General features: G+C 60.9%; 11 protein-coding genes. 9 read left to right on the top strand and 2 right to left on the bottom strand.

Annotated features, from left to right (window positions below; translation table 11 throughout):
- Positions 1-25 precede the first annotated feature (25 nt).
- Positions 26-1,495 (top strand): sensor histidine kinase, encoded by a 1,470-nt coding sequence (locus AB4Y81_RS07220; protein WP_018776429.1) that lies wholly within the window; start codon positions 26-28, stop codon positions 1,493-1,495.
- Positions 1,496-1,570: 75 nt separating this feature from the next.
- On the opposite strand, the gene AB4Y81_RS07215 is transcribed toward AB4Y81_RS07220, so the two are convergent.
- Complete coding sequence (locus tag AB4Y81_RS07215) at positions 1,571-1,819, bottom strand: WhiB family transcriptional regulator (RefSeq protein ID WP_003804966.1); 249 nt, start codon at positions 1,817-1,819, stop codon at positions 1,571-1,573.
- 238 nt (positions 1,820-2,057) lie between these two features.
- On the opposite strand from AB4Y81_RS07215, the gene AB4Y81_RS07210 reads away from it, so the two are divergent.
- Entirely contained in the window at positions 2,058-2,546 is a 489-nt protein-coding gene (locus tag AB4Y81_RS07210; RefSeq protein ID WP_035733094.1) for a hypothetical protein, read from the top strand.
- A 29-nt stretch (positions 2,547-2,575) separates the two neighbouring features.
- On the opposite strand, the gene AB4Y81_RS07205 is transcribed toward AB4Y81_RS07210, so the two are convergent.
- Entirely contained in the window at positions 2,576-6,691 is a 4,116-nt protein-coding gene (locus tag AB4Y81_RS07205; RefSeq protein WP_441995595.1) for an FtsK/SpoIIIE domain-containing protein, read from the bottom strand.
- Positions 6,692-6,894: 203 nt separating this feature from the next.
- Here AB4Y81_RS07205 and AB4Y81_RS07200 point away from each other — a divergent pair, with 203 nt between their 5' ends.
- From AB4Y81_RS07200 to AB4Y81_RS07170, 7 genes are all read left to right on the top strand, one after another.
- Complete coding sequence (locus tag AB4Y81_RS07200; protein ID WP_018776426.1) at positions 6,895-7,512, top strand: acyltransferase; 618 nt, start codon at positions 6,895-6,897, stop codon at positions 7,510-7,512.
- Entirely contained in the window at positions 7,509-8,600 is a 1,092-nt protein-coding gene (locus AB4Y81_RS07195) for a DegT/DnrJ/EryC1/StrS family aminotransferase (RefSeq protein ID WP_018776425.1), read from the top strand. Before AB4Y81_RS07200 ends, AB4Y81_RS07195 begins: the two co-directional genes overlap by 4 nt.
- Positions 8,600-9,586, top strand: coding sequence for a Gfo/Idh/MocA family protein (locus AB4Y81_RS07190; RefSeq protein WP_018776424.1), 987 nt, complete (start codon positions 8,600-8,602; stop codon positions 9,584-9,586). Before AB4Y81_RS07195 ends, AB4Y81_RS07190 begins: the two co-directional genes overlap by 1 nt.
- Before the next feature lie 184 nt (positions 9,587-9,770).
- Entirely contained in the window at positions 9,771-10,955 is a 1,185-nt protein-coding gene (gene glf, locus AB4Y81_RS07185) for a UDP-galactopyranose mutase (protein ID WP_018776423.1), read from the top strand.
- Positions 10,952-12,961: a glycosyltransferase gene (locus AB4Y81_RS07180; RefSeq protein WP_018776422.1), complete on the top strand. Its 2,010-nt coding sequence runs from the start codon at positions 10,952-10,954 to the stop codon at positions 12,959-12,961. Before glf ends, AB4Y81_RS07180 begins: the two co-directional genes overlap by 4 nt.
- Positions 12,962-12,963: 2 nt before the next feature.
- Positions 12,964-13,821 (top strand): ABC transporter permease, encoded by an 858-nt coding sequence (locus AB4Y81_RS07175; RefSeq protein WP_018776421.1) that lies wholly within the window; start codon positions 12,964-12,966, stop codon positions 13,819-13,821.
- Positions 13,822-14,550, top strand: a complete 729-nt coding sequence (locus AB4Y81_RS07170) for an ABC transporter ATP-binding protein (RefSeq protein ID WP_018776420.1) — start codon at positions 13,822-13,824, stop codon at positions 14,548-14,550.
- Positions 14,551-14,612 lie beyond the last annotated feature (62 nt).

Here is a 14,612-nt window from a genome sequence, read left to right as displayed (position 1 = left end):
TCCTCGCGTCGCAAATGGAGGTGCAGTGGCAATCTTTACAGACCCCATCAGGGAACACGCTGATTTCGGGCCTGGAGATGCCGAATGGCTGCACCTCCTCGTCGGTGACTGGCAAATGGTCGCCGACCTGGCTTTCGCTGACCTTGCGTTGTGGTTCCCACACCCTGAGTTCGGTTACATTGCCCTCGCCCACGTCCGTCCGTCAACATCGCACACGGTGTTCCATGCGGACTTCGTGGGTGAGGGCATCCGCTCGGATCTCCGGCCTTTGGTGGAGAAAGCATGGAACAGCAGGGCCATCGAGCGTTCAAGCGAAACAAGCTGGAGCAGCGAGATGGCCCTACGCGTTGAAGCGGTTCCCATGGTGCGGAACGGAAGAACACTCGCCGTCGTAACGTCCCACATGGACCTCTCCAGCTCCCGTATGCCTTCGCGGCTGGAGCTGACATATCGCCAGTGTGCCTACGACCTTCTTCGCATGGGCACTCTCGGACTGTGGCCGGACTTTGCTTCTCCGACGGGCTCGCGTCGAGGAGCTCCGAGGGTCGGTGACGGACTGATCCGGCTCGATGCCGACGGCATAGTCCAATACGCAAGTCCCAATGGGGTTTCGGCATTCCGCAGACTCGGTGAAGTCGAGTCGTTGGAAGGCCGTTCATTGGCTGAAGTGACCGCAGGCTTGCTGAAGGACCGGCGGATGGTTGACGAGACCCTGCCTTTGGTGGTCACGGGCCGCATGCCATGGCGAAGTGAAATTGAATCCAGGGGAGTCAGCCTTTCGTTGCGAGCCATCCCGCTTCGCGACGAGCAACACCGCTTCGGCGCCCTGGTGCTCTGTCGCGACGTTTCCGAGCTCAGGCGCCGGGAAATGGAGCTCGTCACCAAGGATGCGACCATCCGCGAAATCCACCACAGGGTCAAAAACAACCTGCAGACTGTGGCCGCCCTCCTGCGCATGCAGTCAAGGCGAATGGTCAGCGACGAGGCCAAGCAAGGCCTCGAACAAGCGATGCGGCGTGTAGCCACGATCGCACTCGTGCATGAAACTCTGTCCCAAGGTCTTACGCAGAGCGTTGACTTCGACGAGTTGATCGGGCGGCAATTCCGGCTGTCAGCCGAAGTGGCCTCGCCGTCGCAACAGGTGCGAACCGAACGTTCAGGGCTTTTCGGGGAGCTGCCCAGCGATTTTGCGACTCCGCTGGCACTGGTCATCAACGAGCTTGTTACCAATGCTGTCGAGCATGGACTGGAAGGCCGCACCGGAACAGTGTGGCTGGTGGCTGACCGGGCCGAAGGGGACGGCAAGGACGAGTTCCTGACCGTCACCATTGCCGACGACGGTGTGGGGCTGCCGGATGGGCAGTACACGGAGGGTTTGGGCTTGCAGATCGTCCGCACCCTGGTCACCAGTGAGCTCGGCGGAACCATCCAGTGGAGTCCGAGGGAGGGTGGCGGAACAGCCGTGGAGATTGTCCTTAACCTCGCCCGGGCCTAGCGCCCTCAGGTTCTGTCTGCCATAAAGAGAAAGGCCGCAGACCATTCGGTCCGCGGCCTTTCTCTTTCTTCGAAACTAGGAGGCGCGACGTGCGCGTGCTGCGCGACGCTTGAGTGCACGTCGTTCGTCTTCACTCATTCCGCCCCAAACGCCGGCGTCCTGGCCGGACTCCAATGCCCACTGAAGGCAGGTGTCCACCACGGGGCAGCGGCGGCAGACGCTCTTGGCTTCCTCGATCTGGAGAAGTGCTGGTCCCGTGTTGCCGACTGGGAAGAAGAGCTCCGGGTCCTTGTCGAGGCAGGCTGCGCGATTACGCCAATCCATGCTGATCAGTCACTCCATTCGTGAGAACTAGAAGGGCCTTTTGTGAAAACATTCACGAGAGGCTCCAAAGGAAAGGGGCCCGCATGGGCCCCCTTGGTCGTCTGAGTCAAGCGTTTCATGTTAACGCCTTGTAAACAAGGGGTGTTAGTGGTCGAAATGCTCGGAATCCGTGAGCGATGCATCACATCAGCCGCCAGTGCCCTCACTGCTAGATGACTATGTCCGGTAGTGTGCCAGTGTGTCAAGACCTCCTGTAGACCCTGCCCAACCTCACGCTGGCCACGATGGAAACAATGGTTCCGGCCGACAGTCTCCGAGCAACTCGGGAACCGTGCGTCCCCGAGGGATTCTGATCATTTCCGTCGTCGTTGTGCTCGAAGCGCTTGCCTTGCTGGCGGCCGCGGCCTGGTATGGCTTCGAGCTCCTGACTGGCGCTCCAGTGCTGACTTTTTGGGGAGCGGTCTTTACGCTTGTTCTGTTGCTGGCCTTCTCAACGTGGCTGTTCGCGGTGGGGCATTTCCTGTTCCGCGGGTACAGGTGGACCCGCGCGGCTGCGCTGGTGGCCCAACTATTCGTCCTCACCATAGGTTTTCCAACCATGACGGGCGGACTCGTGTTCCAAGGGCTGGCAATGATCCTTCCCGCGCTTGCCGCAATCATCTTCCTCTTCCAGAAAGACGTCATCTCTTACGCATCGCGTACAGGTGGTTCCGGCGACGTCTTATAGCGGTCCATCGCACGGCGTTCCGGGTGCGGTCACCCGCGTGCTGGAAGGCCGGAGGAGAGTACTGCCTGGCAGGGAGTAATTACACCGCGGTCGACAATGAAGCCGCGGCCAGGGCGCCGCGCGGTGTCGGGTTGAAGCCGGACACCCAGGAGCTCGCCGTCGTGCGGTTTTGAGGGCGACAAGACCAACCCCATGCCGGCTGCTTGCACCTGCCTGGCCAGAGGAAGTTGGTGTAGGGCCGGGCCGAACGTAGCTGTCAGGATGATGCCTGCGACTTGCCCGTCCAGGGCATTGAGAGCCTGGCGGCCCTGGGCATCCAGGGAGTCTGCGTCATCCACCAGCAGCACACTTCCAGGATCCAGATTTCCCGCAGTGGCCTCCGACGCAGTTGAAGCCCAGAACGTTCCCGCAGAGGCTGCGTCCGGTGGAAAGAGCCACAAGGTCCCCGGGTTCAAGCGGACCAACGATCCAAGAATGGTGCTCTTGCCGGAACTTGGACCCCCCAGGACAAGGCTGACTCCGTTGTCCCTGAGGGGTAGCGCTGCGGGTTGTGCTTCGTCACCGGCGACACCGATCCAGAGAGGCTCCGGCACCTTTTCATCCGCCCCCACCGACCGGATTGCCGTACGCGGCTCTTTCTTCGAGCTGCCCAGCGCTGCCTTGCGGTTGAGGAAGTCCTCGCGTGTCAGCAGGTGGGGGAGGGGTCGCAAGCGAAAAGGCGGTTCGGCCGGAGCCAGGTCCCCAAAAGGCCAGAGCCCAGCTGTTGGCGCCTCCCTGAACTGCGCTGAGGCCGTTTGACCCTCGACGACGTTTCCCATCACTGCGGCCCGCCCCCGAACGGGTTCCACTTCGGGAAGACGAGGCCAGTGGAACCTGGATTCATCAGTTGTCCCCAAAGGAAAATAGGCACGATTTGGGATTGCGGCAAACAGGCGGGAGCTGACCAGTTCCCGCTCCCCGGAAATCAGAAGAGTGATGCCCACGGGGCTTCCGTCCCTGGCGATGTCGTGCAGAATGCCCTCAGCCCATTCGTGAGGGCCTCCTCGGAAGGCCGTTGACCAAGAGCACCAGCCGGCCACGATCAGCACCAGTGGCCGGCAACGCCCCTCGAGGCCACCCAAGGCGCGCCGTCGCTCCATTTCGGCTGCCAACCGCGACAGGATCCGGGCCGCGAAGCCAACTTGATCGACACCCGCGAAAGCCGCGATTCCTTGTTGCGACTCCAGCTGACCCAGTAATCGGCTCGCGTCCAGAATGTAGAGATGGGGCTGGGGCGCCCGGGTGGCCACCAGGGCGGTGATCGCGCGGAAGCTGTCCTGCATGCCACTTGATGCGTTGCCAATCAATGCCAGGTGTCCATGGTCGGCGGGCATCCAAGTGAGGCACTCAACCCGTTGCTGCGCAGGCTTGTCCACCAGTGCCACCGGTCCCACCCGCCAGGATGCCCTATCGCTTTCATGCATCACCTCAGGCCCACCCTCAGTTGAGAGTTCGGCCGTCCAAGGAATCGAGTGCGGTAGGGGTGCTGCGATGGGGCTTCGGGGAGAGGGAGTGCCCAAGTGGCGCCAAGCGGCGTTAATATTGGATACCAAACTCCCGGCGCCTGTAAGTGCCTGGGACGTGCTGCGGCCGGAACCGTCGACGTCCTTGCCGACGAGATCCCGACTGTCGAAGGGTTCGCCGAGCGCCTGGGCAACAGACCGAACAACCCGGTCAGGCGCGGCGCCGCTTCCCGGCGACAAATGGTCGGCCATGGGCGACACACCGCCGGATTGCGGAGCGTCCAGAGAGGCTGCTTGGAACTCTTCGGGCTCCTTCGATGCCGTTGCCAGGAACGCCCGCCCGGGAACATCAACGCCAATTGACGCAGCAGCCTTCGAATTGATGATGTCCACCGACTCCATCTCCGACTGGACTCGAAGTGCGATGCTGGAGGTCACGTTTGCCCTTATATCAGCGGTCAAGGCTCCTTGTGGTCGCTGTGTGGCCATGACCAGATGGATACCCAGGGAACGTCCGATCGTCGCCACCCGCATGAGTTCGTGGAGCGCAGCCGGAGCCTCGTCGACAAGGATCCGGAACTCATCTATGACCAGGATCAGGTGCGGGAGCCTGCAGTCCTTGGCGCCTTTCGTTCGTTGGTATTCTGCGAGGTCCGTTGCCCCCCAGTCGGCGAAAAGCTTCTCGCGGTGCCGTATTTCTCCACGCAGCGACTCCAATGCCCGATCAAGATGCTGCCGGCTCAGATCCGTCAGGATGCCCACGCAGTGCGGGAGGGCTGTTAACGGACCCAGCCCTGAACCGCCCTTGAAATCGAAAAACAGAAAAGCTGCGTGCTCCGGCGGGACGCTCAGCGCGATGGAAGCAACGAAAGTCTTCAGCAGTTCGGACTTTCCAGAGCCGGTAGTACCCGCAATCAGAAGGTGGGGACCGTCCATCTTGAGGTCGAATGTGACCGGGCCGGCCCGGCCTTCTCCCAGCACAGCTGTCAGGCTTTCCAGTCCGGAGGCAGTGCGCCACCTGCTAAGGATCCGGCGTTGGCCGCAGGGAAGAAGGGCCGCCAGTGAAGACCGGTCTGGAAGAACGCCGTGAGTACGCGGCGCTTGCTCGCTCAACCTTGCGGCAACTGTCCGGCAGAAGCGATCGAATACCTCGGCGGGAACGAGGTCGGGCACAAAATCGAAGCGCTCACCTGCCGACTCAAAAGATGCAGCCACGCCCGACGGTTCGATGGTGATGGCGTCCAGGGGGACTGAAGCCCCGGAGTGACAGTGCAGTACCTGCCACTGGGCCTGATGCGAAGCCTGGATGGCTCGGGAAAGGGCCTCGTTCTCCTGCCCTGTTGGGCTCTCCATCACAATAAGAGTGCCCTGCCGGCCGTGCCGGAGCGTGTTCAAGGCAGCCACGGCCGCGTCAGCGTCCGCAGCGAGGGTCACCTGAGGGAGAAACCGGGCACTCAGGGGCAGGTCTTCGACTGCCCCCAGCAACACGATGGGAGCAGAGGCCGAGTTTGGGAAACTTGCCAGCTGCATGACGATGAATCGAAGCAAGGCTGCCACGTGTTTGCCGTGGCCTTGTATAGCCACGCGCCGATGGCCAGGATCTAACGAGACAGGGCACGAGCCGACGGGTGGCGGTGAGAAATGTCGGTCGCCAGGGACGAGGCGGATATTGGCCGAGGACTGGGCGGTGCCCAGTCGCAACCAAACCCGGGGCTCAGCCTGGACACCTCCTGCATTGGTATCCGGCGACGGCGTCCCGGGGTTTCCGCCTGAGGCCAAACCCCTTGCGCCAGGTCCCGCGGCCGCCGGACGGCTTTGGCCGGCTACCAGTAGCTCGGCGGCAGAAGGCGAGCAACGGTGTCGTCTGGCGATGTCTTCGCGAACCGCATGATCAAGCGCTCGGCGGTATTCCTGCCGTCCCTTTCCCCCAAGCAACAAGGGGAAAACCAAGCCAAGCGCGGATATCGCAGAGAACCCCAAGTACATCCACATCCCGGTGGCCGCCGCGAGACCGATTCCGGCAATCATGGGCAACCCTGCGGCAAACGCGATGGTGGCCCGGCTCCCGTGGTTCTTTGCGCAGGGCACCTCGATTGGTTCCTGCACCGAACGACCCGCATCCGCTGCGACCGCAGGAAAGCACTCGTTGTCCGGCGCGAGGCTGAAAGTTGTATGCCCGCAACGGAGGCTGGAGCGGGATGTGACCAAAGCGCGGCGGACGGGCCGACCGTCCACATCTATGGGGTTCGCTGCAGCAACGCTGGTTACTTCCAAGCGTTCACCCGAGACATCCAGTAATGCGTGTTCCCTGGACATTCCAGGATCGGGTAGCGAAATCCCTGCAGTTCCACGGCCAATGTGGTGTTGCCCACGCGGAATCCGGAAGACAGACCCTGCGGCAGGGCCGGTATGGGTGAGCAACATCAGAGGAAGCATGGTTGATGTTTCCGCCGGCGGCACGAATCCGTCCACGATCACTGCACCGGACACAAGAGGTGGCACCCCGACGGTCAGGTCGGCGAGATGCCGCCCTGCAACAGAAAGCTGCCCGGTGTTCCGGACGGCCTTGATCAGGGCTTCCAGCTGGGCACCGGACGCGCCCGGCGGTACTTCGATGGTCAATTCCTCCGGATCCGCTGGCATGGGCGCAGTGGGGCTCCGAACGAGTGTGCACTCCAACGTCATTGCCTTGTCCTCCCTTTGCATGCACCACCATCGTTATGGAGCTCAGGACGAAACCGCAGCACCCCATGAGGTGTATGTGGACAACTTTTGCCAGGGAAGGGTAAACGGCGCCTTGACGCTGTGGCTTTGTGTCTCAGCTAAGATGAAACTCGTTGTCGCGTGTGCTCAATGAGGAAGGACCTTCACCGGTGATAGTGGTTGCGGAGAGCGCCGATGTTTCAGACAAGGCGGTAATTGGTGATGGATCAAAGATTTGGCATCTTGCCCAAGTCCGCGAGCAGGCCGAACTAGGGGTCAATTGCATCGTCGGACGCGGGGCCTACATCGGCTCCGGAGTCAAGATGGGGGACAACTGCAAAGTTCAGAACTATGCGCTTGTCTACGAGCCCGCGGAACTGGAGGCGGGGGTCTTTATCGGACCCGCCGTAGTGCTGACGAATGACACATACCCCCGGGCAGTTGCACCCGATGGAACTTTGAAGAGCGCCCATGATTGGGAGCCCGTGGGCGTCACTATTCGTGAAGGCGCGTCCATCGGCGCCCGCGCTGTATGTGTTGCTCCGGTCACGATCGGACGCTGGGCTACTGTGGCCGCGGGTGCTGTCGTGGCCAAAGATGTTCCTGATTTTGCTTTGATGGTCGGAGTTCCGGCCAAGCGCCATGGTTGGGTCGGCAAGGCCGGTTTCCCGCTGCAACGCAGCGGTGACAACTGGGTATGCCCGGAAACCGGCGCCACATATGTTGAACAGAACGAGACCCTTCGAGAGGTAGAGGCATGAGCCCCGAATTCATTCCCCCCGCCAAGCCCATCATCGGTGATGATGAGCGCAAGGCAGTAGAGGCTGTTCTGGCCTCCGGCCAACTCGCACAGGGTTCGGAGGTTGCGTCCTTTGAACAGGAATTCTCGCAGGTCCTCCTGGACGGCAGGGCAGCCGTGGCCGTCAACTCCGGAACATCCGGTTTGCACCTCGGCCTTTTGGCTGCGGGCATTGGCCCTGGCGATGAAGTCATCGTGCCGTCGTTTACCTTCGCGGCAACGGCCAACTCCGTGGCCTTGACGGGTGCTACCCCTGTCTTCGCCGATGTGGACATCGACCACTACACGCTGGATCCTGCTTCCGTCGAGTCGAAGATCACGGACCGCACCGCAGCCATCATGCCGGTGCACCTCTACGGTCACCCGTTTGACGTGGACGGAATCGGTGCAGTCGCCGCCAAGCACGGCGTGAAGGTCTTTGAAGACGCTGCCCAGGCACACGGCGCGGCAGTCAACGGCCGCAAGGTCGGTACATTCGGCGATTTCGCCATGTTCAGCTTGTACCCGACGAAGAACATGACCTCCGGTGAGGGCGGCATGGTCAGCACCGGCCTGGCCGACGTCGAACGGCGGCTTCGGTTGCTTCGCAACCAGGGCATGGAGCGCCAGTACGAAAACGAACTGGTTGGCTTCAACGCGCGCATGACCAACATTCACGCAGCAATCGGTCGTGTGCAGCTGACCAAGGTCGAAGGCTGGACGAAGACCCGGCAGGAGAACGCAGCATTCTTCGATGCAAACATCGAAGGTGTCGTTACCCCGAAGGTCGTTGAAGGCTACGAGCACGTTTATCACCAGTACACCATCCGGATTGCCGAGGACCGTGATGGCTTCGCGAAGGCCTTGCGCGAAGAGTACAACGTGGGCTGCGGCGTCTACTACCCGATTCCCAACCACCGCCTTGCGCCGTTCCAGACCTCCGATGACCTGCCGGTCACTGAAGAAGCGGCCTCCACTGTGCTGTCCCTTCCCGTGCACCCGTCACTTAGCCAGGATGACCTTGACCGGATCGTCGCTGCTGTCAACGCCGTTGCAAAGGCAGGTAGCTAGTGGCAAATCTGCGCGCTGGCCTCATTGGGCTGGGCATGATGGGCCGTCACCACGCACGCGTTATCCGCGAGCTTGAGGGTGTTGACCTCGTCGCCGTCGCTGACTCCTTTGGAGACCCCCACAACGTTGCCAGTGGGCTGGAGGTTTGCAATTCCGTCGAGCAACTCATTGAGCAGGGCATCGACATGGCTGTCGCCGCCGTGCCGACAATCCTCCACGAGGAAGTTGCCCTGCAGCTGGCCGAGGCCGGCGTGCACTGCTTGGTGGAAAAGCCGATTGCCAACGATTCTGTCTCCGGCCGCCGGATTGCGGAGGCCTTTGATTCCAAAGGCTTGATCGGCGCCGTTGGGCACATCGAGCGCTTCAACCCCTCCCTGCAGAGCCTCCGTGAGCGGCTTGAAAATGGCGATCTCGGCGAGGTCTACCAGATCTCCACCCGGCGCCAGGGCCCGTTCCCGTCCCGGATTGCCGATGTTGGAGTGGTCAAGGATCTTGCTACCCACGACATCGACCTCACCGCGTGGCTGGCCCAGAGTAACTTTGTCAACGTCGTTGCGCACACTACATCACGGAGTGGTCGTCAGCACGAGGACATGGTCACTGCGATCGGGCACCTCAAGGACGGCGTAGTAACCAACCACATCGTCAACTGGCTCTCACCCATGAAGGAACGCACGACGGTTGTCCTGGGCGAGCGTGGCGCATACATTGCCGACACGATTTCCGCTGACTTGACGTTTGTCGAGAATGGCACCTTCCAGACGGACTGGGATTCCATCGCGGCATTCCGTGGTGTGTCCGAGGGATCGTCGACCCGTTTTGCCTTGGCCAAGCGTGAACCACTGAAGATGGAACATGAGGCTTTCCGCGACGCCGTTCTGGGCAAGTCCATGAACATTGTCACAATGGCCGAAGGCCTTGAGACCCTGCGCGTTGCTGAGGCTGTACTCAAATCAGCCGAAACGGGCGCTGTCGTCGCGCTGTAGCGCGGCTGGATTTTTGCACATTTGAACGGGAGGCTGGCGCAGGCCACGCCTCCCGTTCGTTTTTCCGGTCAATCGCTGCCCCCTTACGCGCGTTCCCGAATCGGGATTCGATCGTAACGTCGGGTAGCCTTGACCAGTAGACGTGGGCATTTTTGTGCCCGCACGCCAATACACAGGAGAGTTTGTGAACGCTGATCTCGTCGTCGTCGGCTCGGGTTTCTTTGGCCTGACCATTGCAGAACGCGCCGCTACCGAGTTGGGGCTGAAGGTTGCGGTGCTTGATCGCCGCCACCACATTGGTGGAAACGCCTACAGCGAGAACGAAGCGCAGACTGGAATTGAGGTGCACCGCTACGGAGCGCACCTCTTCCACACGTCCAACGAACGCGTTTGGGAGTACGTGAACCGTTTCACGACCTTCACGAAGTACCAGCACAAGGTTTACACCAGCCACAAGGGCGAGGTGTACCCGATGCCCATCAACCTGGGCACCATCAACCAGTTCTTCCGCTCGGCCATGAGCCCGACCGAAGCGAAGGCACTCATCGCCGAGCAGGCCGGTGAACTCGCCGGTACTGATCCGCAGAACCTGAACGACAAGGGTATCCAGCTGATCGGACGCCCGCTCTACGAAGCGTTCATCAAGCACTACACGGGCAAGCAGTGGCAGACGGACCCCAAGGACCTGCCCGCGGAGATCATTTCCCGGCTCCCGGTTCGCTACAACTACGACAACCGCTACTTCAATGACACGTACGAAGGACTGCCGGTCGACGGATACACGGCCTGGATCGAGCGTATGGCGGACCACCCCAACATCGAAGTTGTCCTCAACACGGACTTCTTCGACGACGGCGAGTTCGGCCGGTCTTCCGTGCTGGGACAGGTGCCTGTCATCTACACGGGTCCCGTGGACCGCTACTTTGACTACGCAGAAGGTGACCTCTCCTGGCGCACCATCGACCTTGAAGAAGAGGTCCTGCCCATTGAGGACTTCCAGGGTTGCGCAGTGATGAACTATCCCGACGCCGAGGAAAAGTACACGCGCATCCACGAATTCCGCCACTTCCACCCGGAGCGGGATTACACCAAGGACGCGACGGTCATCATGCGGGAGTTCTCGCGCTTTGCGGAGAAGGGCGACGAGCCGTACTACCCCGTCAACACTTCCGACGATCGTCAAAAGCTGCTTGCTTACCGCGATCTGGCCAAGGGTGAGAAGTCCGTTTTGTTCGGTGGCCGCCTTGGAACTTACAAGTACCTCGATATGCACATGGCGATCGGTTCAGCTTTGTCCATGTACGACAACAAGATCAAGCCGCACTTCACAGGCGGCGCCAAGCTTGAAAGTGGGGGAGTGGACGCATGACCACCACAACAAACGAAAGCCAGGAGACTGCCATGACGGCTTCCACCGACGTGAATGCCCCCGGTTCAACTGAACAGAACCTGCGGATTGTCCAGCGTGTCATTTTCCCGGCGAACCGTGACCTCGACACCCTCCCCCTGTACGTAGACCCGGACACGAGCACAGTTCAAAGATCAGGCCGGGGAAGCTCGGATGTGCAGGCCGTCGGCATGACCCGGCAGCTCCACCCGGAGGACATCCTCGACCGCGGTTCCGTCCAGGTCCGCCGTGGCGAACGTCTTTCCTTCGGCTCCTACTTCAACGCTTTCCCGGCGAGCTACTGGCGCAAATGGACGATTGCCACAAAGACGGTCCTTCACCTCGAAACCGAGGGCGAAGGTACGATCATTGTCTACCGCTCCAACGCACGCGGTGCATCCCAGCGTGTCGATTCCGTGTTGGTCGAGGGTTCCGCCTCGAACGATTTCGAGCTGACTCTTGCCCCGTTCGGCGACGGCGGGTGGTACTGGTTTGACCTGATCGCCGGCGGTGACGGCATGACCCTGAAGAGCGCTCACTGGGCCGTTCCGGACGAGGGCCGCACCCAGGGGCGCGTGACGTTGGGTGTCACCACCTTCAACCGCGCAGACTACTGCCTGGAAACCATCAAGGCTATTGACGGAGACCCCGGTCTTCGGGAAATTCTTGCCGAACTGATCATCGTCGACCAAGGAAACAAAAAGGTCGCCGACGAAGCCGGTTTCGACGCTGTCGCTGAATCCATGGGAGACCAGCTCCGGATCATCAACCAGGGCAACCTCGGCGGTTCGGGTGGTTTCGCACGCAACATGTACGAGATGCTCGTTTCAGACAAGAGCGACTACGTCATGCTGCTCGATGACGACATTGAACTTGAGACAGAGGGCGTTATGCGCGCAGTGGCGTTCGCCGATCTCTGCCGCAAACCGACCATCGTCGGCGGACACATGTTTGACATGTACAACAAGTCTGTCCTGCATGCCTACTCAGAGGTGGTCAACTTCTACAGGTTCCTGTGGGGACCGGTGGAGGGCCTTGGCAATCATGACTTCTCCCAGGCCGGCCTGCGGTCCACGCCTCAGTTGCACCGCCGCTGGGATGCCGACTACAACGGCTGGTGGATGTGCCTCATCCCCAAGGCCGTGGTGGAGACCATCGGGCTCTCCCTGCCGGTGTTCATCAAGTGGGACGACGCTGAATACTCGCTCCGGGCCCGGGCAGCCGGCTTCCCGACAGTGACGCTTCCGGGTGCAGCTGTATGGCACGTCTCATGGGCAGATAAGGACGATTCCGTCGACTGGCAGGCGTACTACCATGAGCGCAACCGGCTCATCGCCACCCTCCTGCACTCCCCGTTCCCCAAGGGCGGACGAATCCTCCGCGAGAGCCTGAACACGGACATCAAGCACTTGGTGTCGATGCAGTACTACCCCGAGCAGGCCCGCGTCATGGCCCTGCGGGACGTCCTCGCCGGTCCCGGCGACCTGCACAAACAGCTGCCGACCACGATGCCGAAGCTTCGCGCCATGCGTGAAGAGTTCCCCGACTCCCAGGTCAAGACGGACCCCGCGGCGTTCCCGGAAGTTTTCCGGAAGCGCCCGCCGAAGAAGCCCCAGTCCTACAAGCAGCCGGGTGCGCTCGGTCTGTTGCCATGGGCAGTGAAAACCGTCTTGAAGCAGACGCTGGCTCCCGTCCGCGACACGGCCAAGGCCAACCCGGAGGCCCAAGTGGCCCACCAGGACGGAAAGTGGTGGAGCCTGGCCCACCTCGACAGCGCTGTGGTCTCGAACGCTGACGGCACCGGAGCTTCCTGGCACCTGAGGGACCCCAGGATGGCCCGCCAGTTGGTGGTTGAGTCTGCCAAGCTGCACGCACAGCTCTTCTCCAACTGGGAGACCCTTCGCGCGCAATACCGCGATGCCCTCCCGGAGATCACCTCCATGGAATCCTGGCGGGAAACGTTCGAAGCATCGGAGCCTAACAAGTAGCAATGGCCACTTCCACTGATACGTATGCTGTTCCAGGGGTAGGTGCCGGTCTGCTCGACGTCTATCGACGCCGGTACCTCCTCAAGTTGATCGTCCGCAAGGAACTCCGTGTCCGTTACCGGGGTTCGGTTCTGGGGCTGGCATGGTCCTACGTCAAGCCCCTGGTCCAGTACGTGGTGCTGTTCTTTGCGTTGGGCATTGTGCTGCGGGTTGGGGATCAGATCCCCAACTACGCGCTGTACATGTTCTCCGGCGTCATCGTTATCAACTTCTTCTCAGAAGCTTTCTCGAATGCCACGCGGTCCATTGTCTCCAACGCTGCGTTGGTGAAGAAGATCTATCTGCCGCGTGAATTGTTCCCGGTTGCCTCAGTGTGGGTCGCTGCGGTCCATTTCCTGCCTCAGCTGGTGGTCCTGCTTGCAGCCGCCTTGCTCACAGGCTGGCATCCGGACATCCTGCAACTCATCGGGGCTGCATTGGGCTTCGTCATTGTGGCTGTCACAGCGACTGGTCTGGGGTTGCTGGCTGGTGCCATCAACGTCTTCTTCAGGGACGCAGAGAACATCGTCGACATGCTGATGATGATCGTTACCTGGACCTCCCCGGTTCTTTACGACTGGACCATGATCAGACGCCTGGCCCCGGAATGGGTGCTGGTGATTTACCAGCTGAATCCGATCACGGTAGCCGTCGAACTGTTCCACTGGGCGTTCTGGTACCCAACAGTCAACCGGCCCGTTGAGTTGCCTCCCCATTTGATGTGGACCGGTCTGCTCGGACTCGGTATGGCTGCTTTGTTCCTTATTATCGGCCAGCTCGTGTTCCGACGGCTCGAGGGCCACTTTGCGCAGGAGGTCTAAATGGGTGCTGCCGTAATCGTCAAGGACCTCAAGAAAACGTTCAATCTTCGCCACTCGCACTCCCTGAAGGAAACGCTTGTTTGGCTGGTGAAGGGACGCAAGGGCGATCTGACCCGAAGGTTTGATGCGCTCCATGACGTCAGCTTTGAAATCCAGCCCGGGGAGACTGTCGCCCTCCTGGGCTTCAACGGTTCAGGTAAGTCCACCCTTCTGAAGCTCATTTCCGGAGTCATCCTTCCCGACAAGGGGACGGTGCGCACGAAAGGCCGCGTCGCCGGCCTCATCGAGGTGGGCGCAGGATTCCACCCGGATCTTTCCGGACGTGAGAATGTGTTCCTGAACGCCGCGATCCTGGGCATGACAGAACAGGAGATCAACGAGAAGTTTGACGACATAGTCGCGTTCTCCGAGATCGAGCAGTTCATCGATACCGAGGTGAAATTCTATTCTTCCGGTATGTTCCTGCGCCTCGCTTTCGCGGTCGCGGTCCACACCCAGCCGGACATTTTCCTTGTGGACGAAATTCTTGCCGTAGGTGACGAGCCTTTCCAGAGAAAGTGCCTCGCCAAGATCAAGCAGCTCTCAGATGAGGGCCGGACACTGGTGGTAGTCAGCCACGACCTCGACATGATCTCCAGGATTTGCGACAGGGGAGTGGTGCTTTCATCCGGCACCGTGCAGTTCGAAGGGCCTGCCGAGGAGGCAGTAGCCTGGCTCCGCGAGCACTGATTCCGAGGGCAGCAAACTCCTTGTCATTAGGAGTCGCAGCCAACACAGAAAGGCCACCGTAC

The sequence above is a fragment of the Paenarthrobacter sp. TAF1 genome (genome assembly GCF_052113825.1).
GTDB classification, from domain to species: Bacteria; Actinomycetota; Actinomycetes; order Actinomycetales; family Micrococcaceae; genus Arthrobacter; species Arthrobacter nicotinovorans.
The sequence above is the reverse complement of the archived record's forward strand: the minus strand, read 5'-3'. Positions and strand labels throughout refer to the sequence as shown.